The organism is Mycolicibacterium duvalii (assembly GCF_010726645.1).
Classification (GTDB): domain Bacteria; phylum Actinomycetota; class Actinomycetes; order Mycobacteriales; family Mycobacteriaceae; genus Mycobacterium; species Mycobacterium duvalii.
In genome coordinates this window covers 3,620,809-3,646,359 of record NZ_AP022563.1, presented here as the reverse complement: position 1 = coordinate 3,646,359, position 25,551 = coordinate 3,620,809, and the positions used below count along the sequence as shown (strand labels likewise).

General features: G+C 71.2%; 17 protein-coding genes. 5 read left to right on the top strand and 12 right to left on the bottom strand.

The genetic code is table 11. The features are described from left to right. Positions 1-20 precede the first annotated feature (20 nt). Both G6N31_RS17255 and G6N31_RS17250 read left to right on the top strand, forming a co-directional pair. On the top strand, positions 21-845 hold the full coding sequence (locus tag G6N31_RS17255) for a sulfurtransferase (RefSeq protein ID WP_098003979.1): 825 nt from the start codon (positions 21-23) through the stop codon (positions 843-845). A gap of 65 nt (positions 846-910) precedes the next feature. Then, on the top strand, positions 911-1,756 hold the full coding sequence (locus tag G6N31_RS17250; RefSeq protein ID WP_098003978.1) for a DUF4344 domain-containing metallopeptidase: 846 nt from the start codon (positions 911-913) through the stop codon (positions 1,754-1,756). A 114-nt stretch (positions 1,757-1,870) separates the two neighbouring features. Here the strand turns inward: G6N31_RS17250 and G6N31_RS17245 are convergent, their stop codons facing one another. The 3 genes from G6N31_RS17245 to G6N31_RS17235 form a co-directional block, all read right to left on the bottom strand. Beyond that, the gene (locus G6N31_RS17245) at positions 1,871-2,941 is read right to left on the bottom strand and encodes an esterase family protein (protein ID WP_179964195.1); all 1,071 of its coding nucleotides are present in this window, start codon (positions 2,939-2,941) and stop codon (positions 1,871-1,873) included. Between the two features lie 64 nt (positions 2,942-3,005). Next, positions 3,006-3,749 carry a phytanoyl-CoA dioxygenase family protein gene (locus G6N31_RS17240; RefSeq protein WP_098002392.1) on the bottom strand — a complete coding sequence of 248 codons (744 nt, stop codon included), beginning with the start codon at positions 3,747-3,749 and terminating at the stop codon, positions 3,006-3,008. Between the two features lie 90 nt (positions 3,750-3,839). Beyond that, positions 3,840-6,350 carry a glycogen/starch/alpha-glucan phosphorylase gene (locus G6N31_RS17235; RefSeq protein ID WP_098002393.1) on the bottom strand — a complete coding sequence of 837 codons (2,511 nt, stop codon included), beginning with the start codon at positions 6,348-6,350 and terminating at the stop codon, positions 3,840-3,842. Between the two features lie 170 nt (positions 6,351-6,520). Between G6N31_RS17235 and G6N31_RS17230 the strand changes: the two genes are divergently transcribed. After that, positions 6,521-8,455: a sensor domain-containing diguanylate cyclase gene (locus G6N31_RS17230; protein WP_098002394.1), complete on the top strand. Its 1,935-nt coding sequence runs from the start codon at positions 6,521-6,523 to the stop codon at positions 8,453-8,455. Here G6N31_RS17230 and G6N31_RS17225 read toward each other — a convergent pair. From G6N31_RS17225 to G6N31_RS17205, 5 genes are read right to left on the bottom strand one after another with little or no spacing between them, the layout of a single operon-like run. Next, positions 8,384-9,406 (bottom strand): NAD(P)/FAD-dependent oxidoreductase, encoded by a 1,023-nt coding sequence (locus G6N31_RS17225; RefSeq protein ID WP_098002531.1) that lies wholly within the window; start codon positions 9,404-9,406, stop codon positions 8,384-8,386. The genes G6N31_RS17230 and G6N31_RS17225 overlap by 72 nt on opposite strands. After that, the gene (locus tag G6N31_RS17220; protein ID WP_098002395.1) at positions 9,403-9,909 is read right to left on the bottom strand and encodes an isoprenylcysteine carboxyl methyltransferase family protein; all 507 of its coding nucleotides are present in this window, start codon (positions 9,907-9,909) and stop codon (positions 9,403-9,405) included. The genes G6N31_RS17225 and G6N31_RS17220 overlap by 4 nt, the downstream gene beginning before the upstream one ends. Beyond that, complete coding sequence (locus G6N31_RS17215; protein ID WP_179964350.1) at positions 9,906-10,964, bottom strand: type III polyketide synthase; 1,059 nt, start codon at positions 10,962-10,964, stop codon at positions 9,906-9,908. Before G6N31_RS17215 ends, G6N31_RS17220 begins: the two co-directional genes overlap by 4 nt. Before the next feature lie 2 nt (positions 10,965-10,966). Then, positions 10,967-13,201: an MMPL family transporter gene (locus tag G6N31_RS17210; protein ID WP_098002397.1), complete on the bottom strand. Its 2,235-nt coding sequence runs from the start codon at positions 13,199-13,201 to the stop codon at positions 10,967-10,969. A 59-nt stretch (positions 13,202-13,260) separates the two neighbouring features. Beyond that, complete coding sequence (locus G6N31_RS17205) at positions 13,261-13,986, bottom strand: M15 family metallopeptidase (protein ID WP_234815212.1); 726 nt, start codon at positions 13,984-13,986, stop codon at positions 13,261-13,263. 148 nt (positions 13,987-14,134) lie between these two features. On the opposite strand from G6N31_RS17205, the gene G6N31_RS17200 reads away from it, so the two are divergent. Together G6N31_RS17200 and G6N31_RS17195 are read left to right on the top strand one after the other, a co-directional pair. Beyond that, positions 14,135-14,356, top strand: coding sequence for a hypothetical protein (locus tag G6N31_RS17200; protein ID WP_098002398.1), 222 nt, complete (start codon positions 14,135-14,137; stop codon positions 14,354-14,356). A gap of 91 nt (positions 14,357-14,447) precedes the next feature. Further along, the gene (locus G6N31_RS17195) at positions 14,448-14,732 is read left to right on the top strand and encodes a putative quinol monooxygenase (RefSeq protein ID WP_098002399.1); all 285 of its coding nucleotides are present in this window, start codon (positions 14,448-14,450) and stop codon (positions 14,730-14,732) included. A 93-nt stretch (positions 14,733-14,825) separates the two neighbouring features. Here the strand turns inward: G6N31_RS17195 and G6N31_RS17190 are convergent, their stop codons facing one another. From G6N31_RS17190 to recC, 4 genes are all read right to left on the bottom strand, one after another. Further along, entirely contained in the window at positions 14,826-17,210 is a 2,385-nt protein-coding gene (locus G6N31_RS17190; RefSeq protein ID WP_098002400.1) for a lysylphosphatidylglycerol synthase transmembrane domain-containing protein, read from the bottom strand. A gap of 70 nt (positions 17,211-17,280) precedes the next feature. Continuing rightward, on the bottom strand, positions 17,281-18,957 hold the full coding sequence (gene recD, locus G6N31_RS17185) for an exodeoxyribonuclease V subunit alpha (protein WP_098002401.1): 1,677 nt from the start codon (positions 18,955-18,957) through the stop codon (positions 17,281-17,283). After that, positions 18,954-22,253, bottom strand: a complete 3,300-nt coding sequence (gene recB, locus G6N31_RS17180) for an exodeoxyribonuclease V subunit beta (protein ID WP_098002402.1) — start codon at positions 22,251-22,253, stop codon at positions 18,954-18,956. Before recB ends, recD begins: the two co-directional genes overlap by 4 nt. Next, complete coding sequence (gene recC / locus G6N31_RS17175) at positions 22,253-25,540, bottom strand: exodeoxyribonuclease V subunit gamma (RefSeq protein WP_098002403.1); 3,288 nt, start codon at positions 25,538-25,540, stop codon at positions 22,253-22,255. The genes recB and recC overlap by 1 nt, the downstream gene beginning before the upstream one ends. Between the last annotated feature and the right edge of the window lie 11 nt (positions 25,541-25,551).

Sequence of the window (25,551 nt, the reverse complement as noted above, 5' to 3'; positions counted from 1 at the left end):
GGCAATCCTGCCCGACTAGCGTGGAGCGGGTGAACGAGCACGTCTTCATCAGCGCCGATGAGGTGGCGCGCCGGCTGGATGCGGGGGAGCCGCTCACGCTGCTCGATGTCCGGTGGACGCTGGCCGAACCCGACGGCACGCAGGCCTACCAACGCGGCCACCTGCCGGGCGCGGTGTACGTCTCGCTCGAGGACGAGCTCAGCGATCACGCGGTCACCGGCCGCGGCCGTCACCCACTGCCGACCGGGGCTGCGGTGCAGGCCGCCGCCCGGCGCTGGGGCGTGCGCCAGGGTGTACCGCTGGTGGTCTACGACGACTGGAACCGCGCCGGGTCGGCCCGCGCCTGGTGGGTGCTGACCGCCGCGGGCATCCCGCAGGTGCGCATCCTCGACGGTGGACTCCGCGCATGGAGCGGTGAATTGCAGACGGGCACAGTCGATCCCGATCCCGGCGATGTCGTCGTCACCCACGATGATCTGTACGCCGGCGCGTTGCGCACCGTCACCGCCGACGCGGCGGCCGGGGCCGACGTGCTCCTGGACGCGCGGGCACCCGAGCGCTACCGCGGCGAGGTCGAGCCCGTCGACCCGGTTGCCGGCCACATCCCCGGGGCGCGCAACCTGCCGAGCACCGCGCTGCTGGCTGACGGTGCGCTGCTGCCGGAGCAGGAGCTGCGGGAGGCGCTCGGCGAGACTGGCGAGGATGTCGCGGTGTACTGCGGATCCGGGGTGACCGCGTCGCTGGTGGTCGCAGCGCTGGCGTCGCTGGGTGTCGATGCGGCGCTGTTTCCGGGCTCGTGGTCGCAGTGGAGTTCCGACCCGACACGCCCGGTCGCGCGAAAGTGAATCCAGCGTTGTGATCGCTCGCCGTTGACTACCGTGAGATCACTTTCGCGGCGAGGGGGAGCGTTATGCGTGGTGCCATCGTGTCGGGGTTGGCGATCGCGCTGCTGGTGGTCGGATGCGCCGGGCAGCAGGAGACGTCGACGGAGTCTGCGGAGTCGCCCACCGCGGCGGCGCAGGCCCAGGGTCCGGAAGCCGCGACGGACGACGGCGACGGCACGATGGTCGTCACCTACCAGGACGCCTCGAGCCCCGAAGCGGTCAACGGCCGCGCGCTGCTGCAGGACAACACGGTGCTCGAGGACCTCGCCGCCGACATCAACGAATCGCTGATCCTGCCGTACGACATCGCGCTGATCGGCGCGGAATGCGGCGAGGCCAACGCGTACTGGGATCCGGCCGAGGACAGCATCACGATCTGCTACGAGGACGCCGACGGGGCGTTGGCGACCTTCACCGCCGACGGCGTGCCGGACCCGACCGCGGCGATGCTGAACTCCGAGATCGCCACCTTCTATCACGAGGTCGGGCACATGGCGATCAGCATCTACGACCTGCCGATCACCGGACGGGAAGAGGACGTCGCCGACCAGTTGGCGGCCTACGTGCTCCTGCAACCCGGGGACGACGGCAGGCCCGACCCCGAAGCCGTGCAGGCGGTCAAGGATTTCGCGCGCACGTTCCAGGAAGGGGACAGCGGCGAGCTCGGCGCGGAGGACTTCGCCGACACCCACTCCTTCGGCGAGACCCGCGCCTACAACCTGCAGTGCTGGATCTACGGCGCCGATCCCGACGCCAACGCCGACCTGGTCGGTGACGGCGGGCTGCCGCAGGACCGCGCCGACGGCTGCGAGGACGAGTACACCCAGCTCGACAATGCGTGGTCGACGCTGCTGGAGCCGCACCTGAAGTAGTCGCTCAGCCTGCGGGCGGGGCCGGAGCGGCGACTTGCGTAACCGTGTGGCGAATCTGGGGCTCCAGAGCGCCATGTGGTTGCGCAACTTTGGTGGCCGGCGGCGCCGGCTCCGTTAGCCCGCTGGTGGCGCCGGCGGCGGGAGGGGGGCTCCCGGCGGGAGCGGGGCTCCCGGGGGCAAGGGCGCTCCCGGTGGCGGCGGAGGCGGAGGCGGAGGTGGGACGAGCAGCCGGACGATGTCTGGCTTCATCGCCTGCAGCTGCGCTCCCCAGTACGCCCAGCTGTGGGTGCCGTTGGGCGGGAAATTGAACACCGCGTTGCGCCCGCCCGCGGCGAGGTACTTCTCGCGGAACTCCTTGTTGGTGCTCAGCGTGATGGTCTCCAGGTAGCCGGCGCTGAAGCTGGCGCCGAAGTCGGAGCCGGTGTCCATGTCGGAGGGGACCCCGTTGCCGCAGTAGATCCAGAGCGCGGTGCGGTTGGCCACCAGCCGGTTGATGTTGGCGGTCGGGTCGGCGCGCAGCCAGGCCTGCGAGCCCGGCTTGCCCCACATGTCGAAGGAGTCGAAGCCGCCGGCGTCCTGCATCGCGATGTCGATGAGGGTCGGCCACAGGCCTTGTGACGGGGCCAGATACCCCGACAGCGACGACGCGAACTTGAACATCTGCGGATACCAGGCCGCGAGCGTCAGCGCGGCACTGCCCGACATCGACAGCCCCACAACCGCATTGCCGAACGGGTCCTGACCTCGGTTGGCCGCCAGCCAGGTGGGCAGCTCGCGGGTCAGGAACGTCTCCCACTTGTAGGTCAGCGTGCCCGCGTGGCCCCGGGCCGGGCGGTACCAGTCGGCGTAGAAGCTGGACTGGCCGCCGACCGGCATGACGACCGAGACCCCGGACTCGTGGAACCACTCGAACGCGGCGGTGTTGATGTTCCAGCCGTTGTGGTCGTCCTGCGCGCGCAGGCCGTCGAGCAGCAACAGCGAATGCGGGCCGCCGTGCTGGTACTCGACGCGGATGGTGCGCCCCATCGACGGCGACGGGACGTCGAGCTGCTCGATCGGCAGACCCTCCCGGGAGAACGCGTGCGCGGGTGCCGGAGGCGTCACGGTCAGCAGCGCGGCAGGCAACAGCACCGCGGCGGCCAGCCGTGCGCCGACGCGACGGATCCGGTGTCGGAGAAACGCCACGCGCGTGACGGTACGTAGCCCGCTCGGCGACGCCGGGGCAGCGCGCAGGGCAGTGACCGGGTCGTTACGAACCTGCGATTTCGGCGTGCTTATCGAGGCCGGCCGACGACGAACACGCCGAAATCGCGGGGGAGGGGGGAGAGGTCAGCAGCACAGGTCCCTGCGCCATGAAGCGGGGTGTGGTGCCGCGGTGTTCGTCGGCGGCGTGCACCGTCAGTGGATGCACCAGGTACACGTCGCCCGGGTCTCCGGTGGCGTGGTGGACCGGCCGGTGCGCGCTGGCGGGCTCAACACGTTGCGCGGCCGAGACGGCATCGAGCGGCTCATCGCCCAGCACGGCAGCAGCGTCGCGGTGTGAGCCGGCCCGCAGACGGGTCGGCGCGTCGTCGATCGTCACCTCCGAGAGCAGCGTCAGAATCAGCAGCGTGTACGGGCGGCTGGTCACCGCCCAGGAGCCGTCCGGCAGTGGGGTGTTCAGGTCGATGTGCCAGCCGCGGTCGTCGGCCGGCGGCGACACCGGGAACCGGACCGGGATGTTGCCCAGCGAACCGCGCGGGAGCCAACCGCCCGGGCCGCACAGCGCGTCGAGCACCTCGGCCACCCGAGGGCTGCGGGCGATCTCACCGCACGGTCCGGCGCCGGTCAGGTCGGCCGTCCACAGCACCGGCTGCGTCCAGGTCGACGGATCGTCGGGCTCGGCGGCCAGGCCTTCCCACAACAGGGTGCGTGCCGCGTCGGCGACCTCGCGCGGGGCGGCCCCGTCGATCTTGACGAAACCGTCGGTTGCGAACCCATCGATGTCGATCACGCGGGCCAGGATCGCACGCCGCGACCGGGTGTAGCACGCGAATTTCGGCGTGGTTGTCGACGCTGAGCGACGACAAACACGCCGAAATCACTACAAGGGGACCGACATCGGGCCGACGCCCCAGATCTGCGCGCAGTACTCCTGGATCGCCCGGTCCGACGAGAAGCGTCCGCTGCGCGCGGTGTTGCGGATCGACATCCGCGACCAGGCGTCGCGGTCCAGCCACACCTTCGACACCTCGGCCTGCCGGTCCACATAGGAGCGGTAGTCGGCAAGTACCAGGAACGGGTCGTGGTGGACGAGATTGTCCACGATCGGGCGCAGCACCTCGGTGTCCCCTCGGGTGAACTCGCCGCGCGCGATCAACTCCAGCACCGCGGCCAGCTCCGGGTCGGATTCGACGTGGCTCAACGGCCGGTAGCCGTTCGCCTGAACCTCGGCGACCTGCTCCTCGGTCAGGCCGAACAGGAAGAAGTTCTCGGCGCCGGCTTCCTGGCGGATCTCGACGTTGGCCCCGTCGAGGGTGCCGATCGTCAGCGCCCCGTTGATCATGAACTTCATGTTCCCGGTGCCGGAGGCCTCCTTGCCCGCGGTGGAGATCTGCTCGCTGAGGTTGGCCGCCGGATAGACCAGGTGCGCGGTCTTGACGTTGAAGTTCGGCAGGAACACCACTTTCAGGCAGCGGTTGACCTCCGGGTCGGCGTTGACGGTCTCACCGACGGCGTTGATCAGCTTGATGATCCGCTTGGCCATGTGATAGCCCGGCGCCGCCTTGCCGCCGAAGATGAACGCCCGCGGCGGGATCACCAGTCCCGGTTCGGTTTTCAGCCGATGGTAGAGCGCGATGATATGCAGCGCCATCAAGTGCTGACGCTTGTACTCGTGGATGCGCTTGACCTGCACGTCGAACATCCACGTCGGGTCCAGCTCGATGCCGGTGCTGGCGTGCACATACTCGGCCAGCCGGGACTTGTTGGCCCGCTTGATCTCCCGCCACCGCCGCCGGAACTCCGGATCTCCGATCGAAGCCTCGAGCCCTTTGAGGCGATCGAGGTTGGTCATCCAGCCCGGCCCGATGGTGTCGTCGAGCAGCTCGCGCAGCCCGGGGTTGGACAGCGCCAGGAACCGGCGCGGCGTCACCCCGTTGGTGACGTTGCCGAACCGCTGCGGCCACATCTCGTGAAAGTCCTTCAGCACGCTGGACTTGAGCAGCTCCGAGTGCAGCGCCGCGACCCCGTTGACGGTGTGGCTGCCGACCGTGGCCAGGTGCGCCATCCGCACCGTCTGGCCGTCCTCGGAGATCAGCGACATGCGCCGCACCCGGTCCTCGTCGCCGGGGAACGCGGCGCGCACCTCGTCGAGGAAGCGCGCGTTGATCTCGTAGATCAGCTCCAGGTGCCGCGGCAGCGCCTCACCGAAGATGCTCAGCGGCCACGTCTCCAGCGCCTCGGGCAGCAGTGTGTGGTTGGTGTAGCCGAACGTACGCACCGTGAGGTCCCACGCGGTGTTCCACTCCAGCTGATGCTCGTCGATCAGCAACCGCATCAGCTCGGCCACCGCGATCGACGGGTGGGTGTCGTTGAGCTGGATCGCCCACTTATCAGGCAGCGCCGCCAACGGGCGGTGCGCACGGTGCAGATGGATGTCGAGGATGTCCTGCAGCGAGCAGGTGACGAAGAAGTACTGCTGCAGCAGCCGCAGTCGCTTGCCGGCTTCGGGCTCGTCGTTGGGGTAGAGCACTTTCGACACCGTCTCGGAGATGACCTCCTCGTCGACGGCGCGGTAGAAGTCGCCGGTGTTGAACGCGTCGAGGGCGAACGACTCCACCGCCCGCGCGCTCCACAACGTCAGCGTGTTGCAGGTGTTGACGCCGTACCCCTGCACCGGGGTGTCGTAGGAGACACCCTTGAGCACCCGTTGCGGCACCCACCGCACACGCCGCCGGCCGGTGACGTCGGTGTAGCCCTCGGTGTGTCCGCCCCAGTTCACCTGGTAGCTCGCGTCGGGCTTGGCGATCTCCCACGGGTTGCCGTGCGCCAGCCAGTTGTCGGTCTTCTCCACCTGCCAGCCGTCGCTGATCTCCTGGCTGAAGATGCCGAACTCGTAGCGGATGCCGTAGCCGACCGCCGGCCGTTCCAGCGCGGCCAGCGAGTCCAGGTAGCACGCCGCCAGCCGGCCCAGGCCACCGTTGCCCAGTCCCGGCTCGCCCTCACAGGCCAGGATCACGTCGAGGTCCTGCCCGAGCTCGGCCATCGCAGCGCGGGCCTGCTCCTCGATGCCGAGGGCGATCAGGTTGTTGCCCAGCTGCGGACCCATCAGGAACTCCGCGGACAGATAGCAGACCACCTTCGCCGAGAGGTCCAGCCAGTTCTGTGTGGTGGCCATCCAGCGCTTCTGCATGCGGTCGCGCACCGCCAGCGACAGCGCCCGGTAGTAGTGCTCGGGGGTCAGCACCGCCGGCGGCCGCGCGATCGAGTAGACCAGGTGATCGGTGACCGCGGCCCGCAGCGCGTCGGCGCCCAAACCGGTGCGGGTCTGCCCGGTCGGACCCGCCGCAGCGCCGTTGACCTGGGATGACGGCGCGTCTCGGACGTCGGTCACGGAACCTCCAGCGGTCGGTGCAACAGCGGTCGCGTCATTGTCGCGTCCCGGTGTTTCCGGCACGCGTCGGCAGTGTGAACACGAATGTGAACACCGCGGCGCACCGACACGTGCGCCGCGAGGATCGCCAGGGATTGCCGGAACGTTAATTGACGGGGTTGACTAGTTAGATGTCGTCGAGCGCGAGACCGCTGGCCGCCGGCTTTGCCGGTGGCTGGGCGCGGCTGCGTGCCCGGCTGTTCGCGGCCGATCTGTTTCCCTCGTGGTGGCCCCTGCTGGCGTGGGCCGTCGCGGTCGGGGTCACGTCGTTCTCCATGCGCTGGCTGGCCACGCTGGACGGCCGCACGTTCACCGTGGCGTGGCCGGCCGCCGCGCTGCAGCTGGTCGCGCTGCTGACCACGCGGCCCCGGCACTGGCCGGCGTACCTGGCGGCGTTCGCGCTGTGCCAGTACGTCCCGGCGTGGCTGTTGCTGGGCCAGCGGCCGGACCTGGCGGCCTTGTCCACGTTCGCCGCCGTGGTGCTGGCCGCGTCGGTGCTGCACTCCGACCAGGACTGGGTGCGCGGACGCAGCGACTCCCTGCACAGCTGGCGCCGCTTCGTGCTGTACGGCGTGGTACTCGGTCCGCTGCTGGCCGCGGTGATCGGCGCCGCGAGCCTCGCGTTGGACCAGCAGGGCGACGTCGACGCCCAGTCGCTGCTGACGGCGGGCCTGATGTGGTACCTGACCGAGGCCGTCGGTATCGCGTTCCTGGCGCCGGTGCTGCTGCGCTGGCGGCGCTACTGGCGGCGCTACACCACCCGGCAGCTGCTGACCGGTTTCGGCTTCTCGCTGCTGATGGTGGCACTGGGCGCGCTGGCGGTCATCGAATCCAGCTTCGTGCTGCTGATCCTCAGCGCGGTGCCGGCGTTGCTGGTGCTCATCGAGTTCGGCATCGCCGCGGCGTTCTGGCAGATGGCGGTCGGGGCGACGATCATTCTGAGCGCGACCCTGGTGGGCGACGGGCCGTTCGCCGAGAACCACCCCTACACCACCGCGATGATCCAGGCGCAGGTGTTCCTGCTGGCCGGGTACGCGATGGTGGTGCTGGTGGCCGCGGCGCTGGAGGAACGCAACCGGCTGTCCGCGCTCGACCACGCCAGCCACGAGGTCTACGACCTGGTCGCCGACCTGACCGGCGACCTGGTGATCGTCGTCGACGACCGTGGTGACGTGCTGCACCACGCGTTCACCGGGCACAGCACCCTCAACCTGTCCGGCGACCGCATTGCGCGCGCGCAGTGGGAGAGCGAGGTGCATCCCGACGATGTGCGCGTTATCGCCGACCACTGGGCCTCGACGCGCACCGGCCCCTCGCAGCCGTTCCGGATCAGGTCCCGCGACGGGTCGTGGTGCTGGTTCGTCATGCACAGCCGCCGTTCCCGCCACGGATTGTCCGCGGCGGTGCTGCGCGACGTCACGCTGGAGCGCGAGGTGCAGGAGTCGCTGACCGACATGGCGCACACCGACGCGCTCACCGGTCTCGCGAACCGGCGCGGCCTCAGCCAGCGGGCCCGCGAGGTCTGGCTGCGCGCCCTGGAAACCGACCAGCCGCTGACCGCGCTGTTCATCGACGTCGACCACTTCAAGGCCTACAACGACCACTTCGGCCACCAGGCCGGCGACGCCTGTCTGCGCGAGGTCGCCGAGGTGCTGCAGAACCTGGCCGACGCCGACACCTGCGTGTCGGCCCGCTACGGCGGCGAGGAGTTCGCGGTGGTGCTCGCCGGCTGCGACGGCCCGTACACGTTCGCCGCAGGTCTGGCGTCGGCGATCCGGGCGCTGGCCATCGGGCATCCGGCCACGCCGTGCGGTGTGGTGACGGTCAGCATCGGGGTGGCCACCGTGCATCCCCGCGACGAGGTCCGCTACAGCCGCGTCGATCCCGACGTCGACGACGCCGTCGCGACGCTGCTCGACCGCGCCGACCGGGCGCTGTATTCGGCCAAGTCGGGCGGCCGGGACCGGATCGCGTTGGCCCCCGACGCGCGGGTGTCAGTCGGCCAGCAGGTGCACCGCCCCGGCGAACCCGCTCGGGAGGTGGCCGGCCGCCGGCACGATGAGTGACCGCAGCGGCGACGTCGCCGCCCGTAACAGCCCGACCGTCAGCCACCGGTAGCGCCGGCTCATCCGCCGCCAGCCCGCGTCGTAGTCACCGGGCCGGTCGGCCACCACACAGGTCACCGCCCACTCGGCCGCCGCGAACGCCAGCCCCACCCCCTCCCCGGTGAGCGCGTCGACGTAGCCGGCGGCGTCGCCGACCAACAGGACGCGCCCGGACGCGCGGGCGCGCACCCGTTGCCGCAGCGGACCGGCCGCCCGGTCCGGCGCGTGCGGGCGGCCGGCAAGCCGGGCGCGCAACGGCGCGAACGCGGACAAGTGCTCGTCGAACGGCGCCTGGCGCGACGACAGCATCGCCACCCCGACGCAGTCGTCGGACAGCGGCGTCACGTAGGCCTCCCCGACCGCGGGGTCCGGTGACCAGTACACCTCCACCCGGTCGCTCCACGGCGCGACGGACACGTGGCGTTTGATGCCCCAGCGCCGGGGACGCGCCGGCGGCAGCGTCAGACCCAGCTGCGCTCGGATCGGGGAGAGCAGACCGTCGGCCGCGACGAGGTACCGGGCGCGCAGCCCGTTCACCGTCACCGCAGCCTCGTCCTGGGCGACGGCACCGGCGCGCTGCTGCACGAACGTCACCCCGGCGTCGGCGGCGTGTGTCAGCAGCGCCGCGTGCAGGGCGGTGCGACGCACCCCCAGCCCCGGACCGTCGGCGAACGCCGCGCTGACCGACCGGCGGTCATCGAGGTAGGTGATGCCGTCGAACGGGCGGCCCTGCGGCAGCGGGCCCAGTGCCCGCAGCCGGCGCACCGCATGAGGCATCAAGCCCTCACCGCAGGCCTTGTCGATGGGGCCGCGCCGTTGTTCGACGACGGTCACCTGCAGGCCGGCCCGCGCGGCGTGGATCGCGGTGGCCAACCCCGCGGGTCCGCCGCCGACGACGAGCAGATCGATCAGTGGTGCAGCGATCGCAGGGCCTCGTCCTCGATGCGGATGCGGGTGCGCAGCAGCGCGGCGTTGAGCACGGTGAACACCAGCGCGGTGATCCAGGCCGAGTGCACCAGCGGCAGCGCGATGCCCTCGGCGACGACGGCGACATAGTTCGGGTGCGTCAGGAACCGGTACGGCCCGCCGGTGACGCGGCGGGCGCCGGGAACCACGACGACGCGGGTGTTCCACTGGTAGCCCAGTGTCGCGATGCACCACCACCGCAGTGCCTGCGCGGCGACCACGACCGCCAGCATCGGCCAGCCCAACGCCGGCAGGAACTCCCGATGCGCCGCCTCCACCACACACCCGACCAGCAATCCGGTGTGCAGCACCACCATCACCGGGTAGTGCCGGGCGCCGAACTCAACACCGCCGCGGGCCCGACTGACGCGCAGGTTACGTTGCGAGGCAACGAGTTCGGCGACGCGTTCCGCCGCGATCGCACCGATCAGCAGCAGGTAGGCGGTCACGGCCAGTCCAGCAGCACGAGCTCGGCGCAGAAGCCCGGCCCCATCGCCATCATCACCCCGGGCCCGCCGGCCGGTTTCTTGGTGCGGGTGTCACGCAGCACGTGCAGCACCGACGACGACGACAGGTTGCCCACCTCGGCCAGCGACCGCCAGGTCAGCTCCAGCGCATCGTCGGACAGTCCCAGCGTGGCCGTGATGGCCTCGATGACCTTCGGCCCGCCGGGGTGCGACACCCAGGTGTCGATGTCGGCGACGGTCAGGTCGTGGGCGCCGAGGAACTCGGCCACATCGTCGGCCAGGTAGCGCTCGATCAACTGCGGCAGATCCGGTGAGAGCACCAGCTCGAAGCCGTTGCCGCCCACCTGCCAGCCCATGATGTCCAGCGAATCCGGATACAGCCGGCTGCGGGAGTCGCGCACCGCCGGTCCGGCGGGGGCGGTGCGTTCGGCCCGCCGCTCACCCACCGCGATGACCGCAGCGGCGCCGTCGCCGAACAGCGCACTGCCGACCAGGGTCGCGATCGACGGCCGGGCGGCAGGAAAGGTCAACGAGCACAACTCGACCGACACCAGCGCGGCGACGTGATCGGGTGCGCCGCGCAGGTAGTCGTGCATCCGGGCGACGCCGGCCGCGCCGGCCACACAGCCCAGCCCGAACAGCGGAAGCCGGCGCACGTCGGGCCGCAAACCCAGCCGTGCGGCGATCCGGGCGTCCAGCGACGGAACCGCCACCCCGGTCACGGTGGTGGTCATGATCATGTCCAGATCGGTGGGCTGCATCCCGGATTCGTCGAGGGCCGCGGTCAGCGCGCGACAGCCGAGGTCGACGGCGTGCTCGAGGTAGAGGTCGTTGGCGGCACCGAAGTCGGTCAGCGCCGGGTAGTCGGACAGCGGCAGCACGAAGTGGCGGGCGCGTACCTTGGCGTGCTCGTGCAGATCGCGCACCAGGGTCTCGGCGGCGGCGAACGCGGGAACCTGCAGGAATGCGTCGGTGATCTCGTGCTGGCTGTACCGGTGTGGCGGCAGCGCGCCCTGCACGCCGGCGATGATGCTGATTGTCATGACGGGATCCGTTCTCGGGCAGGGGGTTCCTCGCTGATACTGACCCGGTGGTGCACCCGCCGCAGCCACGGCGGCGCCCACCAGTTCCAGCCCCCCATCAGGTGCATGGCCGAGGGCACCAGCACCATCCGCACCAAGGTGGCGTCCACCAGGACCGCCAGCGTCAGGCCGAGTCCGAACATCCGCATGAAGGACACGTTCGATGCGATCAGCGCCGCGAACGAGATCGACATGATCAACGCGGCGGCGGTGATCACGCGTCCGGTGTAGGCGATGCCGAGCGCGACGGCCTCGTCATTATCCCGGCGTCCGGAACCCATTCGCGCCAGCCAGATTTCGCGGATCCGCGCGACCAGGAACACCTCGTAGTCCATGGACAGGCCGAACGCGATGCAGAACAGCAGCACCGGCATGTTGGCCACCAGCGTGCCGGTCGGGGTGGTGCCCAGACCCGCCAGGTGCCCGTCCTGGAAGATCCACACCAGCGCACCGAACGCCGCGGTCAGCGAAAGAATGTTGCACAGCAACGCTTTCACGGGCACGACGATGCTGCCGGTCAGCGCGAACAGTAGGACGAACATGATGACCGCGATCAGGGTGAGCACCCACGGCAGCGTCGAGGTGATCGCGGCGACGCTGTCGCGGTTGACCTGGGCGGTCCCCGTCATCTGCACGGTGCGGCCGTCCGGGCCCGGGACCGCGTGCAGGCGGTCCAGTTGGGTCTCCGACGCGTCGGAGAACAGCGGCGTGGTGGTGAGCACGGTCAGAAATGCGCTGCCGTCGCGCGCACCGGCCGGTGCCGACGGCGGCCCGGCCGCGACCCCGCCGGCGAAGGTGCCGGTCGGCGCCGACACCGCGACCACGTCGGGCACGCGGGACAGCGCCGCCGCGTACGTCGACAGCGCGTCGGCGCCGAGCCCTGCGGTGTCGGGCAGCACCACGGTGACCGCGGTGTCGGTGTTGTTGGTGAAGTCCTCGCGCAGCCGGTCGCCGACCTGGTGCGCCGACGCCGACGGCGGCAGTACCCGGTCGTCGGGAAAGCCCCACCGCACCCCGAGGAACGGGGCGCCGAGCACCAGCAGCAGCACCACCACCGCGAGCCCGAACGGCACCGCGCGGCGCATCACGGTGTGGGCGCAGCGGTACCAGAACCGCTGGGTCACCGGCACCGGCGCCGGTTCGGGCCGGCGCAGCAGCCGTCGCGCCGGACGGTGCAGGTCCAGCGCGTCGATCCGGTCGCCGAGCAGCACCAGCGCCGCGGGCGTGACGATGATCGCCGCCGCCGCGGCGAACGCCACCGTCGCGACGCCGGCGTAGGCGAACGACTTGAGGAAGTGCATCGGGAAAAGCACCATCGCGGCCATCGACAGGGCGACCGTCGTCGCCGAGAAGACGACGGTGCGCCCGGCGGTGACCATGGTGCGCCGGATGGCGGCGGTGCGCTGCGCGCCGGCGGACACCTCGTCGCGATAGCGCGACAGGATCAGCAGCGTGTAGTCGATGGCCAGCGCCAGACCCATCGCAGTGGCCAGGTTGAGTGCGAAGATCGACACGTCGGTGGCGAAGGTGAACACCCGCAGCACCGCCAGCGCACCGACGATCGCGATACCGCCGATGGCCACCGGCAGCGCCGCGGCGACCAGCCCGCCGAACACCCACACCAGCACCAGAAAGCTCAGCGGGATCGCGATGGCCTCCATGACCAGGAGGTCGCGCTGGGACTGCGCGGTGATCTGCACGTTGACCATCGCGGTTCCGCCCGTGCGCACCGTCACGCCGTCGTCGTCGCGGGTGACGGCGTCGGAGATCTCGCGGGCGCGGGTCTGCTGTTCGGCTTCGGTGCCGGTGATGCCGGCGACGATCAGACCGGCGCGGCGGTCGGTGCTGACCAGGTCGGCAGCCGGGGAGGTCCAGGCCGAATCGATGGTGGCGACGTGCGGGTTGTCGCGCAGCATCGCGACGATGTCGTCGGCGGCGTCACGGACTGCGGCGCTGTCGATCCCGGCGTCGCTGGAGACCATGATCACCAGCTGGACATCGCCCTGGCCGAACTTGTCGGCGAGAAGCGCTGCCGCGTGCGAGGATTCGGCGCCGGGATCCTGAAATCCGCTGGGCGACAGATGCTTGGCGACCGGGGCGCCGAAGACCGCGAGCGCGACCGTCAGCAACGCCGCGACGACCAGGATTCGGCGCGGTGCTGCAACAGCCCAGAGCGCGAGTCGGTGAAGCAGGGGCGTCTCCGTTCGAGGTGGTACCCGAATTTACGCCACCGACAGCGCCTGGTGGGAGCTCACTTTCTTTCGAAATGCTGAAAATCGAGCGGGGTGCGCCAGTGTCCGCCCCAGGCCCAGCCGCGGTCGGTGAACGCGCGCACCGCCGGATCGCCGTCGTGCAGCATCCCGGGGTCGGTGCGGTCGCGGTCGACCCACGGGCCGCTGTTGGCCGGCTGGTAGTCGCCGCGCCGGTCGATGTACGGGTTGAGCTTCGGGTTGATGTCGATGGCGCGGCCGTAGGCGTGCAGCGACCAGCTGCCGGTGCCCGGAATGTCGCGGCAGCTGAACGCCGAGGTGTTGTTGTCGCGCATCGAGAGCTCGTCGTCGGCGTTCGGGTAGTTGTCGGGGGTGGTCATCTTCTCGATCGGGAAACCGAGGCGATAGAGCGCGTCGAACGCGTCGATGACCTCGGCGGTGAGGTCCTGGTGCACCACCAGCACACCGCGGTGGGTCTGCCCGTCGAAGCCGAGGTGGTTCAGTTCCACGCGACGCAACTGGTCGGGCGGCAGCGGACAGCCGGGCCGCCACGTGGTGCCCAGCTCGGCGGCAGTGACAGGGGAGACCGCCGCGGGTTGCGGCCGCGGTGTCGGTGTGACGGTGCGGACGGTCTCCGGGGGAAGGGCCGGTCCAGCGGGCTGGGGCGGCGGCGCGGTCGGTTCGGCGCGCGTGGTCTCCGGCGGCGCGGCGCACTGCACCAGAGTCGCTGTCAGTACCGCCAGCGCGGCCAGTCGTAAGGGGGTCACTGACGACCAACGTACCGCTATTAGTTGCGCTAATCAGTTCTGTTAGTTGACCTTTCGAATTGACGCGCAGGTCACAAGGTTGTCGCTGAAGATGTGACACAGGCCATTGCCGGGCTATAGTGTGTGCGCGATCACAGAAAGGCGGGCCATGGTGGGAATCGGCGAGGGCGCAGCGGTGCCCCCGGAGGTCGAAGCGCAGCACGGCGTGCATTCGTCCAGCTCGGTGAACTGGGCGATCGTTTCCTTGATGTTCCTGATCTTCGTGGCGGCGGTCGCCGGCGTGGTGGTGGCGCTGTCGAGCGGCATGCCGACCGTGGCCATCGTCATCGCGCTGGTCAGTGGCGCGGTGTTTGCCGGAGTGCTCTGCTGAGCTGACGGCGCGTGCCCCGGCCGCGGCGCGGCGATGAGTTCTGCCGACCGCCACGGTCAGCACCATCGATGTCGACAGCAGGAGTGAATCGATGGTGATCGTCGCCGGGCACCTCAGGGTCGACCCGCAGCAGCGGGAAATCTATCTGGCCGGTTGTGTGCCGGTCGTCGCGCAGGCGCGCCGTAGCGCCGGTTGCCTGGACTTCGCGATCAGCGCCGACCCGGTCGACGCGGATCGCGTCAACATCGTCGAGCGTTGGGCGTCGCAGGCCGCGGTGGACGCGTTCCGTGAAAGTGGTCCCGAGTTCGAGCACGCCGCGCTGATCCGAGAAGCAGCGGTCGCCGAGTACGACGTCGCCGACGCGCGCCCGCTGTAGCTCCGCCGTCGCCACGCTCGCCAGTGAGCATCCACGGTCGTTGATCGGGCCGGATCGCGACCAGGAATTCTATTCCGCGGGGAAGCGGGCCGCTCAGATCATGTTGTTGCGGGTCAGCCAGCGCATGATCGGCCAGCCCACGAACACCGGCAGCCACACCGTCAGGATCCGGTAGAGCAGCACCGACGGCACCGCCACGGCGGCGGGCACGCCGAACGCGGCAAGGCCGCCGATCAGCGCGGCCTCCACTGCGCCCACGCCGCCGGGGGTCGGCGCCGCCGAGGCCAGCGTGCCGCCGACCATCGTCACGATCGTGACCGTCACGAAGCTGGCGTCGCCGCCGAACGCCTCGATGCTCGCCCACAACGCCAACGCGGCACCGAGAGTGGTTGTCGCACAACCGAAGATGATCATGGCCAGCCGCCCGGGTTCGCGGGCCAGCTCCTTGAGGTCGTCGAGCACCTCCTCCAGTCGCGGGCGCACCGCGGTGGCCAGCCAGTGCCGCAGCTTGGGCACGAACAGGAAGATGCCCAGCCCGCCGAGCACCACGCCGGCGAGCAGATACAGCACGGTGGCGTCGGGCACGAACCGCGACAGGTCCGTCGAGGCTCCGGCGGCGAAGCTGAAGATGACCAGCAGGGTCAGGTGCGTGACGACCTGAACCGATTGCTGCAGCGCCACCGCGGTGGTGGCGCGCAGCGCGCCCAGGCCGCCCTTCTGCAGGAACCGCGCGCTGAGCGCCAGCCCGCCGACACCGGCCGGGGTGGTGGTCGCGGCGAACGTGTTGGCCACCTGCATGATGGCCAGGTTGCGGAAGCTGACCAGGCCGTCCGCGCACGCCCACAGCGCAGCTCCGGCGCCCAGATACTTCAGCCCCGAGACCGCCAGCCCGGCCAGCGCCCACCACCAGTTCGCCGACCGCAGCTCGGAGAAGAACACCGGCACCGAGCTGATGAACGGATACGCCACATAGACCAGCGCCACCAGCAGCACCAGCTGGATCACCTGGTTGCGGGTGAACCGGGTGATCGTCGCGGTCGGGATCTGATCGGCCCCGGTCTGGCCTTTCACCTCGTCGCGCAGCGTCGACAGCGCCGTGCCCGCGTCGCGCACCGAAGCCCGCACCCGCTTGGGCACCGCGGCTTTGGTCAGGCGGCGCGACGCCCCGAGCACCTCGTCCTTGCCGAACACCGTGATCGCGGCAGTCACGGCGGCCTCGGCGCCGTACAGGTCGGCGGTGGTGACCAGCAGCTGCGCGATGTCGGTGTGCAGGTGGGCCTCCGAAGCCCCGTACTCCGCGCTGGTGAATCCGCCGAACAGCGGGGTGCCGTCGTCGATGGTGATCTGGGTGGCGCGCAGATCACCGTGCGCGATCTGCTGGCTGTGCAGCAGGCCCAGCGCGTCCCACACCCGCGCCACCGGGGTGCTCTCGTGACAGTGGTCGACCGAGACACCGCGTGCGGGCCGGTGCGCGTACAACGTCCAGCCGCGATCCAGGGTCGCCACCGCGATCGGGGACGTGTTGGCCAGGCCGAGCTCGCCGACGGCGATGGCCATCAACGCCCGGTGTTCCACCCGGCGCCGCATCGAGGTGTGCAGCGGCGCGGTCTCGCTGTCCCGCAGCCGCACCTTGCTCCAGAACTGGGCCAGGAAACCACCGCCGCGCTGGTGCGGACCGTAGAGTTCGCAGACCGCGATGTCGGGGGCCTCCCCGGTCGGGTCGCGGCGCGCCGACAGCACCAGGGGTCCACGCCCGGCGGGCCGGATCACCGTCAGCGCGGTCACGCGGAAGCCGCGTCGCGCCATCGCCCGGACCGCGTCGTCGAGGGGCACCTCCAGCGCCGGGGTGCCGACCACCAGCACCACCAGCGCGCCGACGAACCAGCCCACCGCCAGGCCGAGCAACGACCGCGCCGGGACCACCGCGCTGACCACCAGGTGGATCGGCACGAACGCCAGCAGCAACGCCCACCACCAGCGGCGCCACCGGGCCGGCAGCCACGGCCCCGACACCGTCAGCACCGCGGCCAGCATCGCGATCCAGCGCGGGTCGTCGAGGAACTGCGACAGCATGGTGTCGAGCCGCCCGTTGAGATCGAAGTGCCACCGCGGCGCCGAGATCCCGTTCCCGGTGATCGACAGCGACAGGATCGCGGTCACCCCGGCGGCGGCGTAGGCGCCCAGCAGCTTCCACTGCTGCTGCACGATCAGCCCGATCAGGATCGCGAACGGCAGCGCCACGATGGCCACGGCGTAGACCAGGTACACGGCGTTGGACTGGGTGGGGCTGAGGACGCCGACGATCCCGGAGATGGACCGCTCGAGCGTCTCCCACTCGTAGCGGGTGATCAGCGTGCTGGTCACCACCACGACCAAAAAGACGCTGGCCAGCACCAGGCGCAGGATGTCGTTGGTGCGCCGGGTCAGGGGCTGCAGCAGGTTGCCGGTGACAGCGATGTCGCGCCCGTCAACTCGCATGCCCAACGATCCTCTGATTGGCCGGTGAACCGTCGTCGGCTCATCCGACAACTTAGCGAAAGGTCCCCGCTTACCGGCGCAGGCGACGGGCCAGGCCGGACGCCCGTAATGCCCGCCGGTCGATCGCGGCGCGGATCGCCGACTCGGGCCCGACGACCCGGACCCGGGCCTTGGCGCGGGTGACGGCGGTGTAGAACAACTCCCGCGTCAGCAGCCGGGACTCCGGAGGCGGCATCAGCACCGTGACATCGTCGGCCTGGCTGCCCTGGCTCTTGTGAATGGTCATCGCGTGCATGGTCTCGATCTCGGCGAGCCGGCTCGGCCGCAGCCGTGTGCCCCCGATGACCACCTCCAGCGCCTCGTCGCGCACCACGGTCACCCCGGTGTCGCCATTGAACAGCCGCAGTCCGTAGTCGTTGGCCGTGACCAGCACCGGCCGGCCCGGGTACCACTGCGACCACAGCGGTTCCCCGGTCGCGTCGGCCAGCCACCGCTGCACCTGGTGGTTCCAATGCGCGACGCCGTAGGGGCCGCGCCGGTGCGCGCACAGCAGGCGATGGCCGTCGAGCGCGCGCACCGCGGCGTCGGCGTCGCCCAGGATCGCGGCGCGTCGCAGCAGCGTCGCCTGCTCCAGCAGCGGACCGCGCAGCTGCTCGGTGGGCTCCTCGCCGTCCAGCCATTCGAGGTGATCGCCGCCGGTACGCAGCAGTTCGAGCACCTGCTCGGCCTCGCCGCGGCGGATGGCCCCGGCCAGCGCGCCGATGTTCGCACCGAACCGGTGCGACGTCTGCAGCGCCGCGACCCGCACATCCGCACGGCCACCCAGACCCTCGACCAGGTCGGCCAGCACCGCACCGGCCTCCACCGAGGCGAGCTGATCGGCGTCGCCGACCAGCAGCAGCCGGCTGTCCGGCCGGACGGCTTCGAGCAGGCGCGCCATCAACGTCAGCGACACCATCGAGGTCTCGTCGACGACCACGACGTCGTGGGGCAGCCGGTTCTCCCGGTGGTGGCGGAACCGCGACGAACTGCCCGGCCGCGGCTGCAGCAGCCGGTGCAGCGTGGAGGCCGTCAACTCGCCGAGCCGGTCGCGGTCCTCGGCGTCGAGCCCGCCGATCTGATAGCGCACCGCCTCGGCCAGCCGCGCGGCCGCCTTCCCAGTGGGCGCGGCCAGCGCGATGCGCAGCGGTGGGCGCCCGGCCAGCGCCGCCTGTTCGGCCAGCAGCGCCAGCAGGCGGGCCACGGTGGTGGTCTTACCGGTGCCGGGCCCGCCGGTGAGCACCGTCAGCGACTGCCCCAGCGCGACCTCGGCGGCGCGGCGCTGCTCCTCCCACCCGGCCGGGAACAGCCGGTCCAGGCCGGGCGCCCCGGCGGTCAGCGGGGTGGCCACCAACGCGAGCACGTCGTCGCAGACCTGCTCCTCCTCCCGCCAGTACCGGTCGAAGTACAGCAGGTCGTCGACGAACCGCAGCACCTGCTCGGCGGCCAGCGCGCTGCCCCGGACCGCGCCCAGCCACGCCGACGGCTCGGGCCAGGGCAGCTCGGGCCGCGCCACCTGCTCGGCGACCGACCGCAGGTCCACACACACCGATCCGGAGCGCAGCGCCCGCACGACGAACGCGGCGGCCAGCGTCACCGTCTGGTCGTCGTCGCCGGCCAGGGCGCACAGCCGGGTCGCGACGTGGACGTCGGCGGGTTCGAACACCTCGGCCGCGATGAACGGAGTCAGCAGCTCGGCCGCGGTCATGCCACGCCTCCGGCGAGCGCGTCGGACACCGCGGTCACCAGCGACGCCGGCGGGCGCCAGCTGAACACGCCGCACGGATGACCGTCGACGACCGGGGTGCCGGGCCCGCACATCCCGCGCAGGAACAGATACAGCACGCCCCCGAGATGGTCGGCGGGCCGGTAGCCGGCCAGCCGCCAGCGCAGGAAGCGGTGCAGCACCACCGAATACAGCAAGGCCTGCAGCGGATAGTCGGAGTGCGTCATCGCCTCGACCATCCGGGGCGCGGTGTAGTCGGCGGCCGTGAGCGCGGCGCCGGGTTCCCCGAGCCAGTTGGTCTTGTAGTCGACCACCACGAACCGCCGGTCGGGCAGGCGCAGCACCGCGTCGACCGAACCGGTCAGATAGCCACGCAGCGACTGCTCGGCCAGCGCGCCGTGCGACAACCGGGCGGCATAGCCGGCCAGGATGTCGTCGCCGGGCACGTGTTCGGCGAACAACCGGCCGACGTCGGCGACGGTGACCCGCGGCGCCGCGCCCCGCCGGTCGCCGCCGGCGAGCGGGAACTCGAAGTCCAGCTCCCGCAATCGGTCCCGCAACCCGACCTGCCGCAACGTCAGACCCGGCGCGAGCGGACCCAGCGGCGTGTCGTGCAGCGGCACCAGCGCCTGGGCCAGCTCCTCGGCGGGCACGTCGACCGGCCACCACTGCGAGTGTTCGCGCACCTTGCGCTCGAGCTCTGCGGCCAGGTCGGTGGCCATCGGGTCGGCGGTCTCCAGCACCGCGTGCACCAGCGTGCCGAACTTGGCGCCCATCGGCAGCTCGGCCATCGGCGAAGGCACCCGCGCGTCGGCATCGGCGCTCTCGGTCAGCGCGATCTCGGCGGTCTCGTCGTCGAGTTCGACGACCTCGGGTTCACTGGCCACGCCCGCCCCGGTCTCCGACGATTCCGAGGCGCGTAGCAATCCCGAATACGAGGTGCGCCGCCAGGCGGTGTCGATGTGGCGGTGAAAATGCCGCGCCCCCAACCCCTCCGGCAACGGCGACGGCGGCACCGCGGCGGGCTGGGCGACGACGGACTCCTCCAGCACCGGGCCGCCGAGATCCGCCCACGCGCGCAGCGCCGCCATGGCGTCGGCGTCGTCGACCTTGGGTGGGACGCAGCGGTCGGGTACCACGGCCTCGCCCGGGCGGCGGCCGCGCAGCAGCCGCGACAGCCCCCCGTTGGGTTCGTCGAACGACGGCGCCCACCACGCGATGACCTGCGACTGGGCCCGGGTGAGCGCCACGTAGGTCAACCGCACGTCATCGGAGGCCGCCTCCCGGCGCCCGAGCGCGGCCACGGCGTCGTAGTCCGGACTGCGCTGACCACCGATGTGCAGACACCGGGTGTCGCCGTCATGGAAGAGCACCACGTCGCGGGTCTGGATGTTGCGGTTGAACGCGAACGGCAGGTACACCACCGGATACTGCAGACCCTTGGCCGCCCACACCGTCATGATCTGCACGGCGGCGGCGTCGCTGTCCAGGCGGCGGTTGCGTTCGGCCGCGCCGTTGCGCTCGTCGCGCTGGGTGCGCAGCCAATCGCGCAGCGCGGCGAGCCCGAAATGCTCGCGGTGCGCGGTGTCGTGCAACACCTGCGTGATGTGCGCCAGGTCGGTCATGTGCCGGTCGCCGTCGTGCCACGACAGCACGCGGCGGCTCATTCCGGCCAGTTGCGCCGCCTCGAACACCGCGGCCACGCCCCGCTCCCGCGCGTGATCTGCCCACTCCCGCAGCCGGTGGGTGACCCGGTCGGTCAGGTCGTCGCCCTGTGCGGCAAGGGTTTCCGCGGTCTCCCCGAAGAACATCGTGGTGGCCGCCGCGCGCACCAACCCGGACCGGTGGGGCTGGTCGAACGCCTCCAGCAGGCACAGCCAGTCGTCGGCGGCCTGCGAGCCGAACACGTCCGAGTCGCCGGTGTAGACCGCGGGGATGCCGGCCTGCGCCAGCGCGTCGAAGCAGGCCCGCGCGTCCTTGTGGGTCTCGACGATCACCGCGATGTCCTTGGCCTGCAACGGGTCCGCGCCGAAGGTGGCTTCGGCGGCCAGCAGCGCGCCGATGTCGGCGGCCAGGTCGGCGCCGATGTGCCGACGCAGCCGGTCCATCGGGATGACCCGGCCCGCACGCGTGTTCAGCCCGTCGCGGGTGACCACACGCAGCCGGAACGGGTCGTTGCGCGGCGCGCCGCGCAAGCGGTGGCCGCGGTGGTGGGCCGCGATCGGCCGCACCACGATGCGGGGGTCGCCGAGTTCGGCGTCGCGCAGCACCACCTGCAGCGCGTCGACGAGCGCGCTGTCGCTGCGCCAGTTGGTCGCCAGCGTGCGACGGTCGCCGGCCCGCTCGGCGGCGTGCAGGTAGGTGACGATGTCGCCGCCGCGGAACGCGTAGATGGCCTGCTTGGGGTCGCCGATCAGGATCACCGTCGAACGGCCCGAGAACGCCCGGTCGATCACCTGCCACTGCACGGGATCGGTGTCCTGGAACTCGTCGACCATCACGATCGGCCACCGGCGGTGCATCCGCGCGCGGGCCGGAGAGTCGTTGTCGCGCAGGGCGTCGGCCAGGCGGGACAGCAGATCGTCGTAGTGCAGCACACCCAGGCGGCGTTTGCGCCGCTCCAGTTCCGCGCACACCTGCGCGGCGAAGGTGACGCGCACCTCGGCCTCCGAACCCGGCTCGGGCGCGTCCGGCCGCAACTGCGTCCCGGCGTTGTTGACGACCTCGCGGGCCAACGCCAGCGCCTGGTCGCGGCGCAGCACCGGGTTCTCGGGCTGGTGGCCGAAGTGCGCCAGATACAGGTCGTCGACGATCTCGGCGGTGAGGTCGTCGAGACTCTCGACCAGCCGCACCCCGGCGTCGCTGTCACCGGCCACCCCCAGCGAGGTGAGCACCAGTTGGCAGAACTGATGGGTGGTGGCGATGGTCGCGGCGTCGAAGGTGGCCAGCGCGTCGCGCAGCCGCTGCCGTCGCACGCGGAGTTCCTCGTCGGTGCCCTCGAGAAGGTGGGCCACCAACGCGTTGTCGGCGGTCGCCGGCACATCGGTCAACGCGGCCAGGGCGTCGACGAGCTGGCTGCGCACCCGCTCGCGCAGTTCCTGGCTGGCCGCGCGCCCGAACGTGATCAACAGCATCTGGTCCAGGGTTGCCTCGCCCTCGGCGAGGTATCGCGTCACCAGCCCGGCCAACGCGAACGTCTTGCCGGTGCCCGCGCTGGCTTCCAGCACCGTGGTCGACCGCGGCGCCGGCAGCGGTCCCAGCAGATCGAACTCCTGCATCAGTGCGGATCCCTCTCCGCGTGCAGCATCGGCAGCCACAACCGGCACGCGTAGGCGCCCAGGCGGGTGGACTCCCCGTCGTACTCCTCGCCCGGGCGCACGGGCGTCAGCAGGACCTCCAGGTCGGTGTACTTTCCCCAGACCTGCTGGTGGGCGGGTTCCTCGTTCTCTCCGGGGAAGCGGCTGCTGTTCCACCGGAAACCGGCGTCGCGCAGAGGGTCGGCGCGGCTGAACCGCGCCTCGGCCCACGCGTAGGACGTCTTGAGCGGCAACGGGATCGGCTCACGGCGGCCGGCGTCGTACATGGCGACCAGGTCGGCCAGGACGTCGACGGGGGACTGCTCGGGCCGGCCCAGCATCCGCAGCCGGGGAGTGGCGCCCCGTTTGGGCCGCCCAACACACACCGCGGTCCAGTCGCCGGAACGCGCGGCGGTCAACGCCACCAACTGAATCCACGAGGTCAGCAGATGGCGGCCGTCGAGCTTCGAGTACGTGACCGCCACCAGCCGGTCGCCGTAGACCTTGGGTACGGTGCCGGTGACGCGGCGACCACCCCCGATCGGGATGTCGACGTCGAAGGCGCGCGGGGCCCGCGCCCGGTGGCGCTCTGCGGCCCCGGCCAGCGCGGCCACCTGGTCGCGCAGTTCGATCGCCTTGCGCCAACCCAGCCGGCCCGGCGGCAGCGCCCCGCGACGCCACTCGGCCTGCTGCGCCGTGGCGGGGTCCATGCCGCGCAGCACATCGTCGAGCATCCGGTCGCCGACCTTCCATTCCTGCAGCGCGTCGATCTCGACCGGCATCGCGTCCTCGACGGTGTCGACGTCCCACGGCAGCGTGTAGTCCAGTGCCCGGAAGAACCCCTTCACCGGGTCCTTGAAGAACCCGATGAGGTCGTCGAGGGCGACGTCGTCGGGCGGCGGCGGCGGAAGTGGTGCCGACAGCAGCGACGGCTGCGGGACGCGGTGGCCGGCCGCGACCGCGGCGGCGTCGCGGGCGGTCGGGTCGAAGGTGAACGGCTCGCCGGGCGGCATGCCGAGTTCGCCCGGGGTGACATTGCGGATGTCGAACGGCTGCAACGGATGTTCGACCAGAACCCGTTTGCGGACGGAGCGGCCGACGGTCAGATCCAGCGCGTCGAGCACCTCGACCAGCGGCACGGCGGGCGGTTTTCGCTGGCCGGTGTGGGCGTCGGCGCCGGTGTAGGTGACGACGAGCTTCTCGGTGGCCGCGGAGATGGCGTCCAGCAGCAATTGCCGGTCCTCGGAGCGGATGTCGCGCTCGCCGGTGCGGGGGTCGCGGGCCAGGACGTCGTCCCCGTCGACGACGCCGTGGCGCGGGAACACCCCGTCGTCGAGTCCGACCAGGCACACCACGCGGTGCGGCACCGAGCGCATCGGCACCATCGTGCACACCGTCAGCGTTCCGGTCCGGAAGTTGGCACGGGTGGGCCGGCCGGCGAGGCGACGGGCCAGCAGCGCCTTGACGTCGGAACACCGCAACTCGACGTCGCGGTGAGGGCCGGCCGTGGTGAGGATCTCGGCGAACTCGCGTTCGACCTGCCGCACCTGCCACTCGTCGCCGTCGGGGACCGCGGTCACCGCGTCGAGGGCCGCGGCCAGCGCGGACAGCCACCGCGCCAGCGGCGCTGTGCCGGAGAGGGATTCGACCCCGCGGTGCAGCAGGTCGACGTAGTCGGCGAACCGGCCGGCCAGCTCCACGTGGTTGCTGCCGACGTCGTCGAGGGGCAGCGTGGTGTCCAGCCATGCCTGCGAGTCGTCGGACATCGCCACGCCCGCCAGTACCCGGTCCACGCCGAACCGCCACGTGTTCTGGACGAAGTCCACCCCGTAGGGCAGCCGCGACTCCCGGTCGAAACCCCAGCGGATGTTGGCCTGACGGACCCAGTCGCCGATGGTGTCGAGGTCGTCGTCGGAGAAACCGAACCGGTGGCGCACCGGCGCCGACTCGGCCAGGTTGAGCACCTCGCTGGCGGTGGCGCGGCCACCGGCGAGCGCCAGGATCTGCCCGGCCACCCCCAGCAGCGGATTCGTCTGGGTCAGCGCGCGGTCGGCCAGTTGCACCCGCAGCCGGTGCGCCGGATGCGCGCCGGCCACCACGTCACCGAGACCGAAATCGGCCACCAGCAGCGGCGCGTAGGTCTCGATGTCGGGGCACATCACGAGGATGTCGCGTGGCTCCAGCGTCGGGTCGTCCTCCAGCAGGCCGAGCAGCACCTCCCGCAGCACGTCGATCTGCCGGGCCGCGCCGTGGCAGCTGTGCACCTGCACCGAACGGTCGGAAGCGCGGTGGTCTCGGTCGCCGGGACGCACCGCGTCGGCCGCGATGTCGGACTGCAGCCAGCCCAGCAGGGTGTCGGGCCTGGGCGCGGCGCCGAGGCATTCGTCGGTGTCCGGAGCGGCGGGCAGCCCGCGCTGCAACTCGCGCAGATCACGCCCGAGGGTGGCCAGCAGCGGATGGCCGACCGCGCGGTGGGTGGTGTCGTCGCGCCGGGGCACGATGTCGTGCACCCCGCGCAGCGACGCCCACAGGTCGTCGCTCGGATGCGGCAGCCACAGGTGCAGGTCGTGATGGGCGCTCAGGGCGTGCAGCAGTTCGATGTCGGTCACCGGCAGTCGGGTGTGACCGAACAGCGACACCCGGTGCGGCAGCTCGGTGGGCGAGTTCTGCAGGCGGGCAACGGTGTTGGCGTGGCGAACGTGGGGCGGGTCGGCGTCGATGCGCGCGACCAGCGCGCGGTAGAGCGGGGGCTGCCACGCCAGATCGTCGTCGAGGCCGTCGGTGCGGTGCTCGAGCCAGTCGACGAGCAGCCCGGGCCGTTGCCGGGCGTAGGAGGCGAACAGCCCGGCCAGTCGGCGGGCGACCGCGTAGCGGCGGCCGCGGCGCAACTCCTGTTCCTCCCCGTGCTCGAAGTGCCCGAAATGCGCCGCGAGGGTGCTGCACCAGGGCTCGTCGAGCGAGCAGTCGATCACGTCGAGTAGCGGCCACACCATCGTGTCGGGCGACCACGGGTCGTCGTCGACGGTGCCGGTGAGTTCGGCGATCAGGGAGGCGGGATGGCGGAACGTCACCCCGGCGCAGACCCCGTCGTCACCGGAGCCGCGCCCGAGGACATGCGAGAGCCGCTGACTGAGCCAGCGCTCCATGCCGCGCGCGGACACCAGCACCAGGTCCTCGGCGAAGGGGTCAGCCGGGGGAGTGCTCAGCAGCGTGCCGAGGCCGTCGGCGAGCAGGTCGGTCCGGTCGGCCCGATGGAGGTGGAGCGCCATCGAGGCCCAAG

What these genes read in the sequence shown, in the direction of transcription:
- G6N31_RS17250 (WP_098003978.1), top strand. Translation starts at nt 911, where the DNA reads ATGCGTGGTGCCATCGTGTCGGGGTTGGCGATCGCGCTGCTGGTGGTC.
- G6N31_RS17230 (WP_098002394.1), top strand. Translation starts at nt 6,521, where the DNA reads ATGTCGTCGAGCGCGAGACCGCTGGCCGCCGGCTTTGCCGGTGGCTGG.
- G6N31_RS17200 (WP_098002398.1), top strand. Translation starts at nt 14,135, where the DNA reads ATGGTGGGAATCGGCGAGGGCGCAGCGGTGCCCCCGGAGGTCGAAGCG.
- G6N31_RS17195 (WP_098002399.1), top strand. Translation starts at nt 14,448, where the DNA reads ATGGTGATCGTCGCCGGGCACCTCAGGGTCGACCCGCAGCAGCGGGAA.
- G6N31_RS17190 (WP_098002400.1), bottom strand. Translation starts at nt 17,210, where the DNA reads ATGCGAGTTGACGGGCGCGACATCGCTGTCACCGGCAACCTGCTGCAG.
- recD (WP_098002401.1), bottom strand. Translation starts at nt 18,957, where the DNA reads ATGACCGCGGCCGAGCTGCTGACTCCGTTCATCGCGGCCGAGGTGTTC.
- recB (WP_098002402.1), bottom strand. Translation starts at nt 22,253, where the DNA reads ATGCAGGAGTTCGATCTGCTGGGACCGCTGCCGGCGCCGCGGTCGACC.
- recC (WP_098002403.1), bottom strand. Translation starts at nt 25,540, where the DNA reads ATGGCGCTCCACCTCCATCGGGCCGACCGGACCGACCTGCTCGCCGAC.